The sequence below is a fragment of the Mucilaginibacter sp. genome (assembly GCF_025359345.1).
GTDB lineage: Bacteria > Bacteroidota > Bacteroidia > Sphingobacteriales > Sphingobacteriaceae > Mucilaginibacter.
In genome coordinates, this window is record NZ_JANYGQ010000012.1 from 65,703 (window position 1) to 87,459 (window position 21,757).

General features: G+C 44.3%; 18 protein-coding genes. 8 read left to right on the top strand and 10 right to left on the bottom strand.

The features are described from left to right. Nucleotides 1-43: 43 nt before the first annotated feature. Nucleotides 44-1,000, top strand: coding sequence for an FKBP-type peptidyl-prolyl cis-trans isomerase (locus Q0R52_RS06515; RefSeq protein ID WP_295793242.1), 957 nt, complete (start codon nt 44-46; stop codon nt 998-1,000). On the opposite strand, the gene Q0R52_RS06520 is transcribed toward Q0R52_RS06515, so the two are convergent. The 7 genes from Q0R52_RS06520 to Q0R52_RS06550 all read right to left on the bottom strand — a co-directional run bounded on the left by Q0R52_RS06520 (nt 1,001) and on the right by Q0R52_RS06550 (nt 7,956). Continuing rightward, on the bottom strand, nt 1,001-2,311 hold the full coding sequence (locus tag Q0R52_RS06520; protein WP_295793243.1) for a deoxyribodipyrimidine photo-lyase: 1,311 nt from the start codon (nt 2,309-2,311) through the stop codon (nt 1,001-1,003). Beyond that, nucleotides 2,304-3,209 carry a TIGR01777 family oxidoreductase gene (locus Q0R52_RS06525; protein ID WP_295793244.1) on the bottom strand — a complete coding sequence of 302 codons (906 nt, stop codon included), beginning with the start codon at nt 3,207-3,209 and terminating at the stop codon, nt 2,304-2,306. Before Q0R52_RS06525 ends, Q0R52_RS06520 begins: the two co-directional genes overlap by 8 nt. A gap of 153 nt (nt 3,210-3,362) precedes the next feature. Then, nucleotides 3,363-3,674, bottom strand: coding sequence for a Dabb family protein (locus tag Q0R52_RS06530; protein ID WP_252793002.1), 312 nt, complete (start codon nt 3,672-3,674; stop codon nt 3,363-3,365). A gap of 89 nt (nt 3,675-3,763) precedes the next feature. Continuing rightward, complete coding sequence (locus Q0R52_RS06535) at nt 3,764-5,209, bottom strand: SDR family oxidoreductase (RefSeq protein WP_295793245.1); 1,446 nt, start codon at nt 5,207-5,209, stop codon at nt 3,764-3,766. Nucleotides 5,210-5,305: 96 nt separating this feature from the next. Next, nucleotides 5,306-6,634: an AarF/ABC1/UbiB kinase family protein gene (locus Q0R52_RS06540; RefSeq protein ID WP_295793246.1), complete on the bottom strand. Its 1,329-nt coding sequence runs from the start codon at nt 6,632-6,634 to the stop codon at nt 5,306-5,308. 1 nt (nt 6,635) lies between these two features. Then, nucleotides 6,636-7,307, bottom strand: a complete 672-nt coding sequence (locus tag Q0R52_RS06545) for an HAD family phosphatase (RefSeq protein WP_295793247.1) — start codon at nt 7,305-7,307, stop codon at nt 6,636-6,638. Beyond that, complete coding sequence (locus tag Q0R52_RS06550) at nt 7,294-7,956, bottom strand: TetR family transcriptional regulator C-terminal domain-containing protein (RefSeq protein WP_252793006.1); 663 nt, start codon at nt 7,954-7,956, stop codon at nt 7,294-7,296. Before Q0R52_RS06550 ends, Q0R52_RS06545 begins: the two co-directional genes overlap by 14 nt. A gap of 253 nt (nt 7,957-8,209) precedes the next feature. On the opposite strand from Q0R52_RS06550, the gene Q0R52_RS06555 reads away from it, so the two are divergent. The 4 genes from Q0R52_RS06555 to Q0R52_RS29320 all read left to right on the top strand — a co-directional run bounded on the left by Q0R52_RS06555 (nt 8,210) and on the right by Q0R52_RS29320 (nt 14,701). Continuing rightward, nucleotides 8,210-9,514, top strand: coding sequence for a DASH family cryptochrome (locus Q0R52_RS06555; RefSeq protein ID WP_295793248.1), 1,305 nt, complete (start codon nt 8,210-8,212; stop codon nt 9,512-9,514). A gap of 279 nt (nt 9,515-9,793) precedes the next feature. After that, nucleotides 9,794-12,601: a 2-oxoglutarate dehydrogenase E1 component gene (locus tag Q0R52_RS06560; RefSeq protein WP_295793250.1), complete on the top strand. Its 2,808-nt coding sequence runs from the start codon at nt 9,794-9,796 to the stop codon at nt 12,599-12,601. Nucleotides 12,602-12,716: 115 nt separating this feature from the next. Further along, nucleotides 12,717-14,336 (top strand): 2-oxoglutarate dehydrogenase complex dihydrolipoyllysine-residue succinyltransferase, encoded by a 1,620-nt coding sequence (gene odhB / locus Q0R52_RS06565; protein WP_295793252.1) that lies wholly within the window; start codon nt 12,717-12,719, stop codon nt 14,334-14,336. Nucleotides 14,337-14,494: 158 nt separating this feature from the next. Beyond that, the gene (locus Q0R52_RS29320) at nt 14,495-14,701 is read left to right on the top strand and encodes a zinc-ribbon domain-containing protein (RefSeq protein WP_366520860.1); all 207 of its coding nucleotides are present in this window, start codon (nt 14,495-14,497) and stop codon (nt 14,699-14,701) included. A gap of 232 nt (nt 14,702-14,933) precedes the next feature. Here Q0R52_RS29320 and Q0R52_RS06570 read toward each other — a convergent pair whose 3' ends face one another. Then, nucleotides 14,934-15,392 carry a DinB family protein gene (locus Q0R52_RS06570; RefSeq protein WP_295793254.1) on the bottom strand — a complete coding sequence of 153 codons (459 nt, stop codon included), beginning with the start codon at nt 15,390-15,392 and terminating at the stop codon, nt 14,934-14,936. A 170-nt stretch (nt 15,393-15,562) separates the two neighbouring features. Between Q0R52_RS06570 and Q0R52_RS06575 the strand changes: the two genes are divergently transcribed. Together Q0R52_RS06575 and Q0R52_RS06580 are read left to right on the top strand one after the other, a co-directional pair. Then, a complete protein-coding gene (locus Q0R52_RS06575; protein WP_295793256.1) occupies nt 15,563-17,281 on the top strand; it encodes a glycosyltransferase family 39 protein in 1,719 nt (572 codons plus the stop codon). 10 nt (nt 17,282-17,291) lie between these two features. After that, on the top strand, nt 17,292-18,317 hold the full coding sequence (locus Q0R52_RS06580) for a hypothetical protein (RefSeq protein WP_295793258.1): 1,026 nt from the start codon (nt 17,292-17,294) through the stop codon (nt 18,315-18,317). Nucleotides 18,318-18,475: 158 nt separating this feature from the next. Here Q0R52_RS06580 and Q0R52_RS06585 read toward each other — a convergent pair whose 3' ends face one another. Both Q0R52_RS06585 and Q0R52_RS06590 read right to left on the bottom strand, forming a co-directional pair. After that, entirely contained in the window at nt 18,476-19,924 is a 1,449-nt protein-coding gene (locus tag Q0R52_RS06585) for a nitrilase-related carbon-nitrogen hydrolase (RefSeq protein WP_295793260.1), read from the bottom strand. Nucleotides 19,925-20,086: 162 nt separating this feature from the next. After that, nucleotides 20,087-21,040 carry a TIGR01212 family radical SAM protein gene (locus Q0R52_RS06590; RefSeq protein ID WP_295793262.1) on the bottom strand — a complete coding sequence of 318 codons (954 nt, stop codon included), beginning with the start codon at nt 21,038-21,040 and terminating at the stop codon, nt 20,087-20,089. A gap of 172 nt (nt 21,041-21,212) precedes the next feature. Between Q0R52_RS06590 and Q0R52_RS06595 the strand changes: the two genes are divergently transcribed. Continuing rightward, nucleotides 21,213-21,695, top strand: a complete 483-nt coding sequence (locus Q0R52_RS06595) for a VOC family protein (protein WP_295793264.1) — start codon at nt 21,213-21,215, stop codon at nt 21,693-21,695. Nucleotides 21,696-21,757: the final 62 nt, after the last annotated feature.

Here is a 21,757-nt window from a genome sequence, read left to right on the forward strand (position 1 = left end):
TGTGATGAGGGCAGCGACAAGCCGCTAAAACAACAAATAACAAATGAGACAAAAAATTTTTACCCTTCTTTTAATTTCTGCTATAGGTTTGGTATCATGCCGCAAAGACAAAATTGAGCTTGATATTAAACAATATGACGATGCCCAGATACAAGCCTATATAAGTTCGCACGGGATTACCGGCATGCAAAAGGATACTTCGAAGCAGGATAGTTCGGGTATTTATTACCAGCTGCTGCTGCCCGGTAAAGTTGTGCCTCCTGCAACAACATTACAGCAGCTTGATTATCCTGACAAGGTTTCGTTTGTATTTACGTTGCGCTCGGTTGATGGTCAATATATTTCGGCTGATACTATACAGAACCGGATGGAAGACTACCTTGGTCATTTAACATCGAATGCCATGCCTTACGGCCTGGAGATGGCGATACGGAACATTGTAAAATACAAAGGCGCAAGCGCACGGTTACTGATACCTTCGCACTTGGCTTACGGGGTTAGTGGCTACGGTTTAGGTAGTTCGAGCAATGCAAACACAAAAATTGCAGGTAACCAGTGCCTCGATTATTATGTGCATGTAATTGATAGCTATAAAGATTATGATCAGCAATTGATACAAAGCAGGGTGAGTGATATATCAACTTATACCAAGGTTGAAAGTGACGCAAAGCCAGGGTATTTTTATTACTATAAAATTCAAACACCTGGGACCGGTACCGATAAAATAGGGCCGAATAGTACAATAACCTGTACATACACCGGCGAATTATTGAACGGAAGTGTTTTTGACGGAAGCTATAACGGAACTAATATTGCAACACAGTCCATTTCGACCTTAATTAGCGGCGTGTCGGAAGTACTGCAAAAAGTTGCTGTTGCGGGAACCAAATTCGAAATGATACTACCCTCGGATCTTGCCTATGGAAACACCACAGCCGGCAGTATCCCAACAAACAGTGTTTTGAAATTTAGTTATGAGGTTTTAACAGTAACTCAATAGTTATTTTGACAGCGCTTCTTTAAAAGCCTTCAAACACCTTTCGCGCGCAAAAGCGTGATCAACAATGGGTTTTGGATATTTGCTGAAATCGGCATATTCCGGAACCCATTTTTTTACATATTCAAGTTTGGGGTCGAATTTCTTCATCTGCGATTCAGGATTGAAAATCCGGAAATACGGCGCAGCATCGGTACCGGAACCGGCCGACCATTGCCAGCCACCAACGTTGCTGGCCATTTCATAATCGAGCAGCTTGCGGGCAAAATAGCGTTCGCCCCAGCGCCAGTCTATCAGTAAATCTTTGCTTAAAAAACTGGCTACCACCATGCGCACGCGGTTGTGCATATAGCCTGTGGCGTTTAGTTCACGTATGCCGGCATCAACCAGTGGGTAACCGGTTTCGCCCTTGCACCAGGCCTCAAATTGTTTTTCGTCGTTGTTCCACTTTATCCGGTCGTATTCCGGGCGAAAGGCATGGTCGCCCGTATGCGGGAAATGGTAAAGTATCATCATGTAAAACTCGCGCCACACCAGCTCATTTAACCATGTTTTCTCGTTAAAGGTATTGGCCGTACGCGCCAGTTCGCGGATGCTCACGGTGCCAAACCGCAAATGAAGGCCTATATGGGTGGTGCCTTTTATAGCAGGGAAGTCGCGTTTTTCTGCATAATCGGCAATCAGTTCTTTGTAATGGATTTCGGGTAATTCGAGACCACTTTTTTCAAAACCCATTGCTTTTAAACCGGGCAACGAAAATGATTCAGTTTGATAAAAGTTTTCGAAATATTTATGATTGGGATAAGCCTTCAGATAAAATGGTGTAAGCTTTTGGTGCCATTTACGCATGTAAGGCGTATAAACGGTGTAAGGCTTGCCATCATCCTTTGTCACCTCATCGCGGTCAAATATTACCTGGTCCTTATAAGTATTAAAGCTGATGTCGTGTTTTTTTAATAATGACGCAACCGCTTCATCACGTTCTTTGGCATAAGGTTCATAATCGTGATTGCTATAAACAGCAGATATGTTGTACTCTTTTAGCAGCTTGCTCCATGCATTTTCGGGCTTGTCATACAAAACCAGTAAACTGCTGCCATGTTGATGCAGTTCATTATCCAGTGTGGCAATAGTTTCGTAAATAAAGGTTACGCGGGCATCGTCTTTATCTTCCAGTTTATCCAGTATTCCCTTATCAAAAATAAATATGGGCAATACTGGCTTACCGCTTTTCAGTGCATGATAAAGGCCGGCGTTATCGTCAAGCCGTAAATCGCGCCTGAACCAAAATATCGAAACAGGTTGTTTATCCATAAATTTCTGCCAGGGCTGATGTAATTTCCGGGTATTTGAATTTAAATCCGGCGCCCTCAATTTTTTGCGCCGATACTTTGGTGCTGCCAAGTACAATGGTGCTCATTTCGCCCATAATAAGCTTTAAAACAAATGCCGGCACTTTTGGCGCCCATAAAGGTTTGTGCAATTGTTTGGCAATGGCTTTGGTAAGCTGTGCATTCGTCACCGGAGTAGGGGCAACCTGGTTATAAACGCCGGCGAAGCTTTCATTTTCAATACCCAGCATATACATATCAACCACATCCTGCCAGTGTATCCAGGGCACCCATTGTTCGCCGCTGCCTAAGGGAGAGCCAACATATAATTTAACAGGCTGCGCCATTAGCTTTAAAGCGCCATCAACAGCAAGCACCACGCCAGTGCGGAATTTTACGATGCGTAAACCAAGCTTTTGCCCCTCGTCGACCGCATTTTCCCATTCCATGCAGCAATTGGCCATAAAATCGGTATTGGGTGGACTTTCTTCAGTTAGCAACTCATCACCCCGGTCGCTGTAATAGCCAATGGCTGATGCAGATACTATGGATGAAACCTGGTGCTTTTTTGTACCCAGGAGGTTATAAATTAATCTAATTGATTTTGCCCGGCTGTCTATAATTTCTTTTTTGCGCTCGTCGGTCCAGCGTTTATCAGCAATGGCAGCGCCAGCAAGATGAACAATTACATCAACGCCATCAATGCAGGCTGGGTCTATTTCTCCCTTGTTAACATCCCACAAAAAGGTTTTTACCTGCGGGTTTTTGCCCGCGCTGCGGCTTAAATGGCTTACCCGCCAGCCTTTAGCCAGCAATTGTTCGGTAAGCTTTATGCCGATAAGGCCCGTACCCCCGGTAAGGAGGATGGATTTGGAGTTCATAGTCGATGGTTAGTTAGTCCATGGACGATAGGCCATAGACCATGGTAAAATTGGGTAAATTGTATTGGCTAAGTTGTTCTACTATCGACTATGGTCCATGGACTATGGTCAATTTTTTGCATGCTGCTACTATGGTCCATGGACTATCGTCTGTTAAACGTTCACGCTATCCGATACAACAACTTTGCTACAAAGCGGTTTGGCGTAGTTCTCGGCAAATATTACGTGGGTAGGGTCAACCTGGTATGCTTCCTGTGCTTCGGGGGTATCAAATAACAGCAGCAGCGAAACATCGTATGAGCGATCGACGACACTGCGGAAGGTTTCAGCAGGTACGCCAATGTGTATTTCGCGGATGTGCGGTATAGGCAGCAGCAAGTTTAAGCCGTCAAGCAGTTGCTGTTTATCGGCTTTATCATTAAGCCAGAAATGTACGTGGTGAACGAAGGTGTTTTTAAGGAGCATGGTAAGTTATTTTATTGGCTAAAATCGGAATAAAAATTAATGATTACGCTCGGGATTTATCAACTTTTTAAAAGTTGTCAAATCTGAGACTATGCGGATACTTCAAACTTTGTAATCTGCTCCGCCATCCCCTTAAAAATAAAGATATGAAACGGGAACATGGCCGCCCAGTACAACCTGCCCCATAAACCTTTGGGCCTGAAGGTAGCTACCTGGCTCAAAAATGTTTCACCATGGCGCTCTACAATTTTAAATTCGAGCCAGGCTTCGCCGGGAAGTTTCATTTCGGCATAAAGCAGCAGGCGTTTGTGGGGTTTGTCGGCCAGTAAAACGCGCCAGAAATCGATGGCGTCGCCGGGGGAGATATTGATATTGCTGGTACGGCCGCGGCGCGAGCCTACGCCGCCAACAACTTTATCTAAAAAACCACGCAGGTTCCAAATCCAGTTCCAATAGTACCAGCCGCGTTTACCGCCAATGGCCCACAGGTTGTTCAACACCTCTTTCACATCGCGTTTAAACGGCGTTTTTACTTTGTATTCAAGCGTACCGTTTTGAGGTACTTTTATCTGGTCCATAAAGCCAGGTTCCAGGTAGCCACGGTTAAGGGCGTCTTTCCAACTGGAAACAATAGAGTTTTGCTCGATCTTTACGAATGCGAGCTCCAATGCTTCTTTGTAGGTAAGGCATTTCCGCTGCGCAACTTCATTAATTGAGTTGTCTTTTACAATGGTTTCATTTTTCATGCTATCCACCAGGCTTTGCGCCAGCGAGTAGCTTACCGATGTAACAAAATAGAGCCAGTAAGATGATATTTTTGGTGACAGGAACGGTATGGTTATAATGTACCGCTTAAGTTTGCGCACTTCAGCATAGCCTAGCATCATTTTCTTAAAGGTGAGGATATCAGGGCCGCCAATATCGAACGTGCGGTTATATGCTTTTTGGTTAAGTAAAACGCTTTCAAGATAGCCCAGCACATCTCTTATGGCAATGGGCTGGCATTTGGTGTTTACCCAGCGGGGTACGGTCATTAAGGGTAATTTTTCTGTCAGATCCCTGATAATTTCGAATGATGAGCTGCCTGAACCAATAATAATTGACGCCCGTAAAACTGTAAGCGCTGATTTTCCTTCTTTCAGCACATCCTCCACATGCCGGCGCGATTTTAAATGGGTCGACAGGTGGCTGTCATTGGTGATGCCGCTTAAAAATATAGTTTGTTTACAATCGGTTTTGTCAAGCTGCTCAATAAAATTATGGGCTGATGTTGCCTCCAGTTCAGCAAAATCTTTGTTCCCGGTCATGGAGTGCACCAGGTAGTAGGCCGCATCGATATCAGCGGGAAAATCTTCAATAGTTTCGGGGTTCAGTAAATCCCCGGTCAGCAAAGTTACATGGGTGCTGTAGTCGCTGTTTTCGTGAAAACGGCGTTTGTCCCTCACCAGGCAAATCAAATCATGGCCTTTCTCCAGCAACACGGGGATGAGCCGGGTGCCGATGTATCCGTTAGCGCCTGCGAGAAGTATTTTCATATGCTTACTAACAATTTAACAACCAAACTTTCAGCAAGTTTTATCAGCAACAAAATTGTCTTTATCGCCAGCTGATAACTTGAAATTGGCGATTATTTAAACAAACTGCTCCACCACATGTGGTTTAAACGTGTCCGTTTTTACCTCGGCCTTTAACTCGTGCAATATATTGTATAAACCAAAATTCGTACGGTTTACATAAATAAAATGCTTTACGCCGCGCGCTTGTTTAAACTCGGGCATTTTTGACACTTTTTCGCCAAAGCCGTATAACTCTTCGAAGAAAGCGGTTTGGCCAAAATCAAAATGATCGGTTATATAAGGTTTGGCAAACAGGCCGATCATTTGCCGGTACATGCCGTAGTAAAACTCAATTTGTGCCGGTGTATCATTGGGGTGTATCATTTCCAGCTGGCGGAAAGCTTTGATGGTTTCTTCCTTGTTATCCATTAACCCGGTTGAGGTAAGCGAGAAGAAGGGGTAATAAAAGTCTTCGGGCATTTCTTTTATACAGCCAAAATCAATAACACCAAGCTTCTCGTCGCTGGTAATCATAAAATTACCGGGGTGTGGGTCGGCGTGTACAGCGCGCAGCTCATGCTGCTGAAAGTTATAAAAGTCCCAAAGCGCCTGCCCAATTTTGTTGCGCAGCTGCTGCGAAGGGTTGGTATGTAAAAACTCGCGCAGGTGTTTGCCTTCCAGCCAGTCCATAGTGATGATGCGTTTGCTGGATAGTTCGGGATAGTATTTCGGGAAGACAACATTGTCCAGCCCCGCGCACGCATTTGAAAATTCGATAGAACGGCGTACTTCCAGTTCGTAATCGGTTTCTTCCAGCAGGCGTTCCTCCACTTCTTTCATGTAAACGTCAAGTTCGCGCTCACTCATGCCCAGCATCCGGAAAGCAAAGGGTTTTACCAGTTTAAGGTCGGACGATATGGAATCACCAACACCCGGATATTGTATTTTAACGGCCAGCTTTTTACCGTCCAGTTCGGCCTGGTGCACCTGGCCTATTGAGGCTGCGTTTGATGAGCGCACATTAAACTTATCGTAAATTTTATCGGGCGTTTTGCCGAAGTATTTTTTAAAGGTCTGTACAATCAGCGGGCCCGAAAGGGGAGGTGCGTTGTACTGTGACTGCGAAAATTTATCAGTATACGCCTGCGGCAGCAGGTTTTTATCCATGCTAAGCATCTGCGCCACTTTTAACGCGCTGCCCTTTAGCTCGCTTAAAGATTCGTAAATATCCGATGCGTTATCCTCGTTCAATTCACTTTTATCCATGTCCGGATTAAAGAGCTTTTTTGAATAATGCTTAATATAATTGCCACCAATTTTAAACCCGGTTTTTACAAATTTGGCCGAGCGCTCAACCTTGCTGGTGGGTATGCTGTTTTGTTCTTTTGGTGTTTTATCACTCATGTTAATGTTCCTTAAATAATGCGGCCAGCTTTTGCACGGTTAGTTGTGAATAATCATCAATTACCAAATCAACCGGGTAGAGGTCAGCTGCAGGGTGGCCCGTAGTTATGCCGACAACCTTCATGCCTGCATCGTTCGCCGCCTTAATGCCGGCAAGCGAGTCTTCGAAAACTACGCAATTAGCAGGCTCACGGTTTAGTTTTTCGGCAGCTTTTAAAAATATTTGTGGGTTGGGCTTGGGTTTGCTTACCATTGTTGAGTTAACAATCTCGTCAAAATCATCCCGAATCGGCACTTTATCCAGTATAAAGTTGATGTCTTCTACCGTTGCTGAAGTTGCCATTGCCATTTTAACGCCGGCATTTTTTAGTTCGGTTAAAAAGTTTTCCAGCCCGTTCACTGGCGCCAGGTATGGCGCATACAGTTCGCGGTAAAGTCCTTCTTTTTCGGCAAGCAACGCCTTTAACCCGGTTTCGTCGCGGTCGGGAAATAAACCCCGCAGCGTATCCAAAATGGGCACGCCGCTTATTTGGGTGTAATAAGTTTGTTTGCTTAACTCGCCTTTGCCGTATTTTTTAAAAAGGGCCTGCCACGATTTAAAATGGTAGGGGGTATTGTCTATTAATGTGCCGTCCATGTCAAATATAGCGGCGAACGAATTAATTGCTTCCAAAGCCCATCTTTTCGGTTAAGCCGCCGTTTTTGGCTAAAAACTTGCCATACTCAAAAAGGTTGTCGATCGGCGAACGCTGAAACAGGTCGAACGTTACGTTGATGCCTTTTTCAATAGCCTCATCAGTTTTTTCGAACCCCGTCGAGTTATCATTTATCCAGAAATTAAGCACAAACACCAACTGCACCCAAAGCGCATCCTTATAACGGTTGCTAAAGAACTTACGTTCGGATAATTCGTTCGTTTCCAGCCCTTCGGTAATCAAATCGCTGCAGAAGCTTTCAAAAGCGTCCTTCATACCAGTAAAAATAACAGGGGTGGTAAATGATTTCGGCTGTTTTTTGATGCTGTAAACAACAAAACTGCGGCTGCTTTTAAGCAACTCAAAAAAGCTGTAGAAAAATGACAAGGCCTTTTCGCGTGCCGAATATTGACCCCACACTTCCTGGGTTTTTATTTCGGCAATGGTGCGCACCGCAAAGTTGGTCCACAAATGTTGCTCAATAGCGTCGAACGAGCCAAAGAAGCGATAAAATTCCTCTTCGGTCATTTTATTCTTTTTTGCAAAAACGTAAACCGATTTGGGCTGAGTTCCCTCGGTTAATACAAAATCGATATATGCTTTCTGGATGCTTTCGATAGTAGCCATAACAGGTGTGTTAGTTGAAAATATAAAATTAAAATAATACTTGTAAGTAAATGTCACAGGTATCTATAATTAACGGTAGGATATTTAGGATAGTACAAAATATAGCTTACATTTAAATTCCTGTACTGTTTAAAATACCAAAATCACACTAAAAATGTTTAGCCGGTGTCAAATATTGGCTACAGATGTTGGTAACAAATAAATAAATTGCAAATTTGTACACTGCAGTAAAGTTAACCCCCCTTGATTAACTATGAGCGAAAGAACAATATTGGTATGGTTTAGGAATGATTTACGCATTCGCGATAATGAAATATTATTGGAAGCAATACGTAAAGCCGATAAAGTATTACCTGTTTATTGTTTCGACCCTTTCTATTTTAAACATAATCTGTCCGGCAACCCTAAGACTGGTAATATAAGGGCAAGGTTTCTTTTGGAGTCGGTAGCCAATCTTCGCAAAAATTTACAGGCACTGGGCGGTGAACTTATCATCCGGATAGGCAACCCGGCCGAAATATTGCCACAACTTGCCGATGAGTACCAGGTAAACGAAGTGTACCATCACCGCGAAGTTGCACACGAGGAAACCGAAATATCTGAACAAGTGGAAACCGCGCTTTGGAAAATGAGGCTTAATCTGAAGCATTTTATAGGGCATACACTATATCATAAAGAGGATTTACCGTTCCCGATAAAGGATATCCCCGACAGCTTTGCCGTTTTTAAGAAGAAGGTGGAGCGCGATAGTAATGTACGCCAGTGTGTGGCCACTCCCGACCAAATAGTTGCCCCGGAAATTAAAGATAAAGGTGAAATTCCAACCTTGCAAATGCTGGGCTTGAACGAACCCTTTGACGACCCGCGTGCAACTGAACATTTTGTTGGGGGCGAAGATGAAGCGCAGGCACAGCTCGAAAAGTTTTTCTTAAATAACAGCCACACCATCATCGGCAAAAAAAACACTACGCTTAATTTGTCAAAGCTGTCGCCATGGATTGCCCTTGGTTGCATCTCGCTGCGGCAGGTTTATTGGGAGGTTATTAAGCAACAACAGCTAAATAATACGGCTTACCCGGGTATGCTGCTCGATTTACTGTGGCGCGATTATTTCAGGTTTATGTTTAAAAAACATGGCCAAAAATTCATCGCCGTAAAAGAAGAATTGACAGGTATGACTGGTAGCGTAGTAAACAGAAACGAGCTTTTTGAGCATTGGGAGCATGGGGAAACAGGCGTGCCGCTGGTAGATGCCATTATGCACGAATTGAACGCTACGGGCTATATCAATAATTACAGCAGGCAAATTGCAGCAGGTTTTTTGGTGAATGAGCTTAAGGTCGACTGGAAGAAAGGCGCCGCTTATTTCGAAGAAAAACTCATAGATTATTCGCCCGCCAGTAATTGGGGCAACTGGGCCTTTATAGCAGGCGTTAATGATGCCCGCGAAAGCCGTTACGCTATAGCGGCGCTGCCCGTAACCGAACAAACTGCAAAAAGCGACTACATCGATACCTGGCTGCCGGAAGTATATGCAACAGGTGTTGTGGTAAAATAATTGGTTAAAATTGTAATAATTGCCAGCCGATTACGTCATATATTTATTATGAACCCCTTCGAGCAATTTACCGTTATTATTGGTTTACTCGCTATACTTTTCGAGGGTATTTCCTACGTGCGCGATTTTCTGCGTAAACTTTTACATAAATAAATGATGCTTTTTACCGCATTGCAACTAATACCCCAAATGTTAATAAGTGGTTAAGTTTTATAAATAATTTATAAAGTTTATAAACCTATATGTTTACTTTTGTACCGTTTTAAAGATTGGTTTCTCATGGATCGCCTCAATTATATTAACAGCGGCAACGCTGCCTACATTAACTCCCTTTACGAAGCATACCAACAAGACCCGGAATCTGTAGACTTTGGATGGCAAAAATTTTTTGAAGGATTTGAGTTTGGGCAAAATGCCCCTGCTTCAGCCGCCGCCACAGCTACCGAAACACCGGAGCACTTTTTGAAAGAAATAAACGTGCTTAACATGATAGATGGATACCGCACACGCGGCCATTTATTTACCAAGACCAACCCGGTACGCGAAAGGCGCAAGTACTTTCCGGGTAAAGAACTGGAGACTTTTGGTTTAAGCGACACCGATCTTGATACGGTATTTTCATCAGGCGTTGAAGTTGGCCTCGGCGCAGCTACATTACGTGACATACACCAGTTATTGGAGCAAACCTATTGCCAGTCGATAGGCGCTGAATACCGCTATATCCGCAACCCCATAAAACTAAAATGGTTTGAAGACAGGATGGAGAGCAAGCGAAACACCCCGTCTTTTTCGGTTGATGAGAAGAAACTGATGCTCGACAAATTGAACGAGGCAGTTGTTTTCGAGAACTTTTTAGGAACAAAATTCCTTGGCCAGAAGCGTTTTTCGCTTGAAGGTGCCGAGGCGCTGATACCGGCGTTGGATATGGTTATCCAAAAAGGGTCGGAGTTTGGCATACAGGAGTTCATCATCGGCATGGCCCACCGTGGCAGGCTGAATGTGCTTACCAATATTATGGAAAAGCCTTACAAAGAGGTTTTTTCGGAGTTTGAGGGTAAAAACTTTGATGAGGATACCCCTTTTGGCGGCGACGTTAAATATCACCTGGGCTACTCAACTGACATAATTTCCAAGAGTGGCAAAAAGGTGCATTTAAGCCTTTGCCCCAACCCATCGCACCTGGAAGCGGTGGACCCGGTTGTAGAAGGCCTTACCCGCTCAAAAATTGATTTTAAATACAATGGCGATGAATCAAAAATCGCTCCTATATTAATACATGGTGATGCCTCTGTGGCAGGCCAGGGCATTGTTTACGAAGTATTGCAAATGGAAAAGCTGGACGGCTACCGTACCGGCGGAACCATACACGTGGTAATAAACAACCAGATTGGTTTTACTACCAACTTTAAAGACGCCCGTTCGAGCACCTATTGTACTGACGTGGCAAAAACCGTGCTTTCGCCGGTTTTCCATGTTAATGGGGATGATGTTGAGGCACTGGCTTACGTGGTAAACCTTGCTATGGAATATCGCCAGGTGTTTCATGAAGATGTGTTTATCGATATTTTATGCTATCGCAGATATGGGCATAACGAGGCTGATGAGCCTAAGTTTACCCAGCCATTGTTGTATAAAGCAATTGAGGCACACCCAAATCCGCTTGAAATTTACAAGCAGAAACTACAGGCCGAAGGTAGCATAGATGCCAACCTGGCTTTGGAGATGGAAAAGAAGTTCCGTGCCGAGTTGCAAACCAAGCTGGATGAATCGAAGGCCGAAGACAAGTTTACCGAAACGGTGCACATGTTTGAAGGCGCCTGGCAGGGGATGCACTTAGCGACCACCAAAGAATTTTTTACACCTATTGAAACATCGGTTCCGGAAAAGGAACTTTTAGCTATCGGTAAGAAAATAACCGAGTTGCCGGAAGGAAAGGCTTTTTTCAAAAAAATTGAAAAGCTGTTTGAGGAACGCAATAAAATGGTAACCGGGACCCACGTGTTTGACTGGGCAATGGGTGAATTGCTGGCTTATGCTACTTTGTTGAAGGATGGTCACCCGGTTAGGCTAAGTGGCGAAGACGTTAAGCGCGGTACATTCTCGCACCGTCATGCTGTGTTAACCCTGGTTGATTCGGAAGAAGAGTTTATCCCGTTAGAGACTATAAACAGCGAAGCAAAGCTTAGTATTTACAATTCCCTGCTTTCCGAATATGGTGTGTTGGGTTTTGAATACGGGTACGCTTTAGCAAATCCCAATGCATTAACTATTTGGGAAGCCCAGTTTGGCGACTTTTTTAATGGTGCACAAATTATAATAGATCAGTACATAGCCAGCGCCGAAACAAAATGGCAGCGCGGTAATGGTTTAGTGATGTTATTGCCACACGGCTATGAAGGGCAAGGCCCTGAGCATTCATCGGCACGGGTTGAGCGTTTTATGGAGCTTTGTGCCGACAGCAATATACAGGTAGCAAATTGCACCACCCCAGCAAACTTCTTTCACATATTGCGTCGCCAAATGTTGAGGGATTTCCGCAAGCCGCTGGTGATATTTACACCAAAAAGCCTGTTGCGTAGTCCTAAGTGCGTGTCGAAACTGGAAGAATTTACCAACGGTAAATTCCATGAATTGATTGATGACAACTATGCTGATGTCAAAAAGGTAAAACGCGTTTTGCTTTGCACCGGCAAAATATATTACGATCTGCTTGAAAAACAACAAGTTGACAAGCGCAAGGATGTTGCCATTGTTCGTGTAGAGCAATTGTACCCAACACCCGTAGTTCAGATATTAAAAATAAAGGCCAAATACACTAAAGCAACTGAGTTTGTATGGGTGCAGGAAGAGCCTGAAAATATGGGTGCATGGCCGTATATTTGCCGTAAATTCCATAACGATAAAGTAATAAACCTAAATGTAATTTCGCGCCATGAGGGTAGCAGTACAGCCACCGGTTTTGCAAAGCAACACGCTGCGCAGCAATTACATATTGTATCAAAAGCATTTGAGGCCCCGGCCGGCAAAGCAGTGAAAGCTGTTGTTAAGGAAACAGCCGAGAAGATGGCGAATGTGGGAGCAGATTGAGTTAGTCTTAAGTCGATAGTCTAAAGCCTTAAGTCAATTTTTTCAGACTCAGGACTTCAGACTCAAGACTCTGGACTAAAAAGACACTACTTATAAAATACAAAGAATTCAACCAATGAGTTTAATTATCAAAGTTCCGCCGGTTGGCGAATCGATTACCGAAGTAACTTTATCAGCCTGGAAAAAAAAGGACGGCGACACGGTTCAAATGGACGAAGTAATTGCCGAATTAGAATCAGATAAAGCAACTTTTGAGCTTACTGCCGAAAAGGCGGGCGTTTTAAAAATCGTTGCAGCCGAAGGCGATACCTTAGCTATCGGTGCAACCGTAGGCACTATTGAAGAAAGCGGCGCACCTGCTGCGGCGCCAAAAGAAAGCGCCCCGGCCGCACAGCCGCAACCTGAAGTTGTTGCAAACGCGCCTGCTCCTGCACCGGTTGAAGCTACGCCGGCAGCAATTCCTGCCCCGGCAACCGGTGGCGGCTCGTTACAGGTAAAAGTACCAACCGTAGGCGAGTCAATTACCGAAGTAACGCTATCCCGCTGGATAAAGAAAGACGGTGATGCAGTTGCCATGGACGAAGCCATTGCGGAACTGGAAAGTGATAAAGCAACATTTGAATTAACTGCCGAAAAAGCAGGTACATTAAAAACCATAGCCAAAGAAGGCGATGTATTGCCGATCGGCGCGGTTGTTTGCACCATTGACGGTGCCGGCGCGGCCGCCGCTGCTGCTAAACCAGTTGAGGCGTCACCTGCCAGTTCAGTTGCCCAGGCAAGTAATGGCAAAGCAACAACTTATGCATCAGGCACGCCATCGCCTGCGGCTTCTAAAATTCTTGCTGAAAAAGGTGTGGAAGCAAGCGGCGTTAGCGGCACAGGTGTAGCAGGCAGAATTACCAAGGCAGATGCCATATTAGCTGAAAAGGTTTCGGAAAACCCACAGGCGCCCAGAGAGATGCAAAGTGCAGTTACTGCCCCGGCAGCAAAGCCTGCGGATGTTGCCCCAAAGGTGGCGCCCGCTGCCACAGGCGCACGTTCAGACAGGCGCGAGAAGATGTCGTCGTTGCGTAAAACGGTTGCCAAACGTTTGGTTGCGGTTAAAAACGAAACAGCGATGTTGACCACCTTTAATGAGGTTGATATGTCGCCGATAATGGAAATCCGCAGCAAGTACAAGGATAAGTTTAAAGAAAAACATGGCGTAGGTTTAGGCTTTATGTCGTTTTTCACCAAAGCAGTTTGCGAAGCACTGAAAGACTGGCCGGCAGTTGGCGCCCGTATTGAAGGCGAAGAAGTTGTTTACAGCAACTTTGCAGATATATCAATAGCAGTATCGGCTCCCAAAGGCCTGGTGGTTCCTGTTATCCGCAACGCGGAAAGCATGAGCCTGGCTGAAATTGAAAAGGCAGTTGCTGCCCTGGCAGTTAAAGCCCGCGAAAATAAATTGACACTTGAAGAAATGACAGGCGGTACCTTTACAATCACTAATGGTGGTGTGTTTGGCTCCATGATGTCGACACCGATATTAAACTCGCCACAATCGGCTATCCTGGGTATGCACAATATTATTGAGCGCCCTGTTGCTGTAAACGGACAAGTTGTTATCCGCCCGATGATGTACCTGGCTTTATCTTATGATCATCGTATTATTGATGGCCGCGAATCGGTAAGCTTTTTAGTAAGGGTAAAACAATTACTGGAAGACCCTGCAAGGTTATTGCTGGGAGTTTAAGCCCCTCTAAATCTCCCTCGCTGGCTAGCGGGGAGACTTATAAAAAAAATTGAACCCGGTTTATACCGGGTTTTTTGTTTTAACGGAATATTTTGTGACAATAACAGTATTGCAAATTCTTAATCGCATATTTAATCAACTTTAACTGTATTATAATTATGGTATGTCCGCGTTGTAATGCTTTGAACCAGGAAGGCGCAAGTTTTTGCCAAAACTGCGGGGAAGGGCTTACTAACTATAGCCCGGTAAATAACCAGGAAAAATGGCGGCAGGGCCCTGTCATTTGCATTAATAGTAATGGGCTGGGGATGCCTGGTATCAATAATATGGCTGTTGTTTCAAAAAGTAGCTATACCGGTTTTTAAACTTCCTTATGAGTCTCTGACAAAATTCTATACCGTAGCAGGTGGTATCTTTACTTTTGTAACCGTAACCTTACTTATTATATTTGCTATAATTGTGAACAACAACATAGCCCGCATTTTCTTTATAATTTTTGCGGTGATACATGCCGTTGTGTTTTTTGCTTATAGGATACCCAGCGTGCGTTAAACTTATTTTAAACCCGCGAACCAGATTCTGGAATGGAAATAAATCTTAGTTTATTGCCCTTTTTAAAGCCATAATATACCCCATGTGTAAGCCATCATGAAAGGTTAAAAATTTAATAGCTTCCTTAATGCTGGATATTTCCACGCCGTAACGGGTAGTAAAAGTTGGGTAGTCGGTAAATATTCCTTCGTTATAATCCTCTTCCAATTGATAAATGGTTGAAAGCATCAGGGTTTTGATTTCTTCAACCCCGGCTTCGTCAACAAGGCCTGTAGGAGTGGTGCCGGGTTTATATGATTCAAAAAAGCTTTCTTCCACTACAAGAGGCGCATTGCTGCGTTTGTAACACAACCCCTGTTGGGCAGCAACCATGTGCCCAAGGTTCCATATAATATTATTTATAAAGCCCTCGGGTATTTTGTTGAGCTGATCAACAGATAAATGGGCAATTAAGCCGGTGGCGGCGGCACGAATTGTCTTGATGTCGTCGAATACTTTTTCCATAGTTAGGTTTTGTGCCGCTAAATTGGCGAAATAATTTTAATTACCGTTGGGTAACTGTAACAAATTCAACGGGTTTAATATAATCAGGATACACGCCATCGGGGCAAGGACGGGACGGAGATATTTTCATCTTTTATCCTAACTTTACCGCGCTAAAACATCAAATATTAATGCCCGCTGCTACTTTCGATAAGCCCGTAAATTCAACCAAACTCATCTGGTATTTTATTATTGGCTGGACAGTGCTTAACATTATTCAAGCTACCACTTTAGAATTGCAGGGCGACGAGGCTTATTACTGGATGTACTCGCGTTATCTCGACTGGGGCTATTTCGACCACCCACCAATGGTGGCCCTCTTTATCCGCATAGGCGACATGTTAATGCACAATGAGCTTGGTTTGCGGCTGTTCACGGTGCTGCTAAGTTCGGCCTCCATTTACCTGCTGTGGCTCACGCTAAAATCGTACGCTGTTGATGCTTTGGCTTTCATACTGGTGGTATCGGGGGTGTTTATTTTTCATATCTACGGGTTCACCACGACGCCCGATGCGCCGCTATTTTTCTTTACGGTACTGTTTTATTATTTATACCAAAAATATCTTCAAACTGATAAATGGGGGCTTGCCGTACTTTTAGGCATAACCATAGCCTGCCTGCTTTACAGTAAATATAACGGCATCCTGGTGGTTGGTTTTACATTGCTTGCTAATTTAAAATTGCTAAAACGTCCCTCATTTTGGGGTATCGTGGTCGTCGCTATAGTGTTGTTTGTCCCTCATATTATCTGGCAGGCAAACCATAATTACCCGTCCATTAACTATCATTTATATGAGCGTTCGTCCGACAAATACGACATTGTTAATACCTTTTCCTACATGCCAGGCCAACTGTTAATGGCGGGGCCGCTAATCGGCTGGTTTTTGTTTTATAAGGCTTTTACGGTTAAAATTAAGGATGCGTTTATCCGCTGCCTTTTAGTTAACTGTGTGGCTACACTGCTTTTCTTTTTTACCAGCAGCTACAAAGGCGAGGTGCAGCCGCAATGGACATTCATTTTATTTGCGCCGTTGGTTATGCTCACACTCATCCGCTTTAAACAAAGCGGTGGCTGGCCAAAATGGCTGCTGCCACTGGCGATTGTTAACGTAAGCATCATCATTATTGTGCGGATAATTATTATAGCCGGTTTTGGTTTTGCACGTACGTATGGGCACCTCAAAAGCTATTATGGCTTCAAACAGTGGACGCATATAGTAAAACAGAAAGCGGGCGACAATTTTGTGGTAATGACCGATGGTTTTCAAAACCCATCAAAGTATAATTTTTATACCAATAGCCTTAAATGCTTTGCTTACGATAATCGCTATTACCGAGCTACGCAGTATGATATATGGCCCATGGAAGACAGTCTGCAGGGTAAAAGGGTGTTTTATCTATCGCCCGTACCATTAAACGGTTTTACTAATGATTCTATAAAAAACGAGGCTGGCAAGTGGTATTATAATTGGGTTGATAATGTGCGTACGTATCAAAAGGTGTCGATAGAAACTGCACCGCTTAAATTGACTACCATGCCGGGAGGCAAAACTGCGTTCGATCTTAAAATAACCAATCCTTACCCGCATCCGATAAGCTTTGCTGATAGCGGCTATACGCACCCGGTAATATTGGAATATTGCTTTTTTAAAGGCGATGTGCTAACTGCGGTAGTTGAAGCAAAGTCGACCTATAAAAAGATAACTTTACAAACGGGTGAAAGTACCCATTTCAATTTTCCCGTAACTTCGCCGCTGGAAAAAGGAGATTTTAATTTGATTTTCTCGCTCCGCACCGAGCCGTTTTTTGGCAGCAAAAACAGTAGGGTAATAAAATTAACCGTAAAATAACATCGCCCCAATGATAAAAAAGCTCTACCTCGTAATAATTGTTTCAATAATAAGCAGTACGGCCGCACTGGCTCAAAACCTGGATATCCATTTCAACGGGCTCGGTTTTTTAGATAACCGCGAGTATAAAGATTTTGTGGCGCGGTCGCGCACCTACTCAGGCACGCGGGTTGCGCTTGATTTGGGGCTTAATCTTGATAGCCTTAACCATTTTATTGTAGGTATCGACGGCATCCATGAGTTTGGCGCCAAGCCTTACTTTTTAAAAGTAAACCCGGTGGCTTATTACAAATATGAAAGCGCTAACTGGCTTTTTGATGCAGGTGAATTTCCAAGAGAAGGGGTGATCAGCAATTACCCGCGTGCTATGCTAAACGATACATTGCGCTATTACCGGCCAAATGTTGAAGGTTTGCTGGCGCGATATCACTCAGCAACGTTTACCGAAACCGGCTGGATCGACTGGGTTAGCCGCCAAACCCAGACCGACCGAGAGCAGTTTTTATTTGGGTTTGAAGGCAGGTGGAGGCCATCAGCAACCGGGCCGTTTTATGTTTCACACTATGTGCTGATGTTGCATGATGCCGGCGCCGAGGTCTTACTTCCCAACGACCATGTTGGCGACGACGGTGCTGCACAGGTACGTCTTGGACTAGATTTTAGCCGCAAACAAACTACATTCGATTCGCTGTCATTCGAAGCGGGAGTGATGGGTTCATTCCAACGCAGGCGTGGTTTGGGAGCTGCCAAAACCCCGGTTGGTTTTATAGCCAGCGGCTATTTAAGCTACCACAGGTTTGCCGCGTTTGATGAATTTTACGCTGGCCAAGGTTCGGAACTTGCATTTGGTGACGCATTTTATGAGAAGAAATTTTATAACAGGCTGGATCTGATGTTTACGCCGTTCCTGTTCAATCATATAAAAGGCCAGTTTATTTTCAGCATACACCGCACGCCGGGTTTCACCAGCAACCAGGAAGCATTCAGGATTACGTATGATTTGGGGAGGAAGGTGATTGCGCGGTTTAAGGATTAAACACGATTGAAGGATTTGCAAGATTTACAGGATTAATTTTCTGAACCGGGATTAAGCGGATTAGTGGATTAACGGGATGCGGGTTCGGACTCAATCCTAAAAGATTTTTGCATTGGCTGATAACATGGCGTCTGAATCAGAAAAATTTATTAATTCGCTTAATCCCGGTTGAGACTAAGCAATATAAACCCAATCGTTGCCAGCAGGCAAACCACACCTAACCAGTTTCCGAACCGGGTATAAAAAGTATCAATGTGCTGTGGCGAAACATCTCCTACCAATGTTGCCTGTTTATCATTTGCGCAGCTAGCTTCACTGGTTACGCGGCCGAACTGATCGTTAATGGTCAGCCTGCCGCGCCTGGCTGCGCGCACCATCGAAAAACCGTTCTCCACGCTTCGCAATATGGCCATGCGGCAGTGCAGCCAATCGTCAACTACAAAATCCCAGGCAGGGACGTATAAAACTCCCGGTTTATCGGCGCTGTACTGCCTGATGTAATCCTGGAAATCCAAATCTTTGCAAACCGACAGGCCGGATTGCAGTCCGTTGAATTTAAATATGCCTGGCGTGTTACCGGGGGTAAACTGCCTTTCTAACCCTACTACAAGATGGGCCTTGTTATAATCCAGAATTACTTTGCCGTCGGCATCAATGACCAATCCCGAATTACGCTCTTTTTCGCCTTTTTGATTGGTGTATCCTGTTATAATAAAGACATGGTTTTGTTTGGCTGCATCGCTCAAAATGCGGGTTATACTATCGGCCCATGGGCGGCTCATACCAATAACACGTTCGGGGAATAGCACCACTTGTGCACCCTGAACGGCAAGCGGCTTAACCGTTGCCGCATAGGCTAAGGCTACCTGCTTTTCCTTTGCAAAATCAGGACTGTCTGAGTTGGTATGCACCTTTTCATCCAGCACGGCCAGGCCGGCTCTTACATATCTTTTAGTCCAAAAGCTATTTATTCTGATACTCCCGTAAATAAACACTGCCCCAACCAATATTATGGCAACCCCGGCTACATAACGCAGTTTGATTTTTTCGGCCCGATAATACCAGCCTAGCGCTATTGCTGATGGAATAAAGGTTAGCATAAATGTAATGCCCAGTATGCCCGCAATCGCTGCTACTTGTATAAATGGGAGGCAGTTAAGTTGAGTGTAAGCAATGCTGGCGGCAGTTCCATCGGCCGAAAATTTGATGAGCCCGTATTCAAACGTGGTAAAAAATACAGGCAACACAAACACGCTGTACCATGCGTTTAACCGTTTTACGCACCACCGGTTACCAATTACGATGACGGCAAAAACCAATGGCGGTAACAACGTAATTATAATGGCAGGTATTAAGGTTGCCACTGTTACCAGGTAACTAAACCAGCTAAGCCGGCCAATTAAATACGCCGCAAACGCGATCAGGAACGCCTGCCGGGCAGATGTTTTTAACGACAACAGCAAAACAGGGACAGGGGCAACCCACATCAAATACCAAAAATCGCCATTCAGACCGTCCGAAATATACCATGCAAGGCCGGACAGGATGATGCCCGTGACTATCCATATTTTTGATGTTGAAGTGGTATTGTTTTTGTCCGCCGTCATAATAAACTGTGCTAAAAAGTTTTACGAAGGTAGCGGGTAGATTTTCGATAAAAGTTGACAATTGTCAATAATTTGCGGTATTGCAGGATTTAACACGATTTGCAGGATTTGACACGATTGCAGGATTTGATATGATTTACAAGATGTTAATCGTGTAAATCCTTATAATCCTGTAAATCGTGTTCCCTGAACAACACCTCTCGATAAAATCTTTTGGTCGATATAATACTGTATCTCTGATTTTTTTAATCCCCAGTTGGGCGCTATCAGCAGCTCGCGGTCGCTAAGGCCGAATAGGCGTTGGATAACTATATCGGGGCGGACACGAGGAAGTAGTTCGCAGAGAAAGTCGGCATATTCGTCAATGCTGAAGACCTTGAATGGCTGGCGCTTGTATTTTACGCCCATTACCGAGCCCTCCACAATATGCAGGTGGTGGAATTTTACAAATTTGATCTGTGGGAAACGGTTTATCTCGTCAGCATAGCGCAGCATCATTTCGTGCGTTTCCCACGGAAAGCCAAATATGGTGTGCACACAAATATCCAACTTGCTGTTCTCCACCATCTTCAGGGCCTTCACCAGATCATCGTGACTACAGCCCCGATTAATCTGTGCAAGGGTATCGTTATAGATAGACTCCATGCCCATCTCCAAATCCACGTCAAAACGGTCGGTATAGCTTTCAAGCAGGGCGATCTTTTCTGGGTCGATGCAATCCGGGCGGGTACCTATGGATAGGCCCACAATATCTTCAGTACCGTAGCTTAAAGCCTCGTCGTACATCATTTTTAAATAATGTGCCGGGGCATAAGTATTGGTATTGGGCTGAAAATAGATGATAAACTTATCGGCTTTATTGCCGGTTCTGGCGCGTTCCATTCCTTGTATCACCTGCTCGCGAACAGTTGGCGCATTGCGCGATACAGAAGGCGTGAAGGAGTCAACGTTACAATACGTACAGCCGCCATACCCTTTAGAACCATCGCGGTTTGGGCAGGTAAAGCCGCCGTCAACAATCACCTTAAACACCCGGTGTCCCTTGTACTTCTCTTTAAGCCAGGGCCCGTAGTTGTTATATCCCTTTTCCCAAACTGCTGCTACTGTTGATTCCACCGATTATTCTTTGATTTCACCGATGAAGATTGATCTCATCGATTTGGGGCAAAGATACAAAACTATAACCTAATGCGCTTGTTGTCCTTATCACCCCCTTAATTTGGCCCCGGAACACATTGTTATGGGCGATGAGGGTGTCTACCTTTGACTAAATCAAATAAACAAAATTATGGCAACTACTATGGAAACATCCGCACAGCGCATTGCACCATTTTTATGGTTTAACGGTAATGTTGAAGAAGCTTTAAAGTTTTATACCTCAGTTTTTAAAGACAGCCGGATTGGAAGTGTAAGTAACCTGGATACCGGGGCTCACGGCAAGGTTATGGTCGCTAATTTTTACCTTAACGGTGTTGAGTTTATGATTTTGGACGGCGGCCCGTTCGCTTTTAACGAGTCCATTTCGTTTTATGTAAAATGCGAAACACAGGATGAGGTTGACCATTATTGGGAAGAGCTCTCAAAAGGCGGCGAAAAAAGTCAATGCGGCTGGCTTAAAGATAAATTCGGTGTATCGTGGCAGATAGTGCCCGATGCAATGGTGAAGTTGATGTATGATAGCGACCCGGAAAAATCTAAAAGGGTAATGAATGCTATGATGAAAATGAGCAAGATGATAATTGCTGATTTAGAGAAGGCATATCATGGTTAGTGCGGTCCAAAGTCTCGAGTAAACTGCATTATTACACTACTGGTTCAAGACTTTGGACTTAG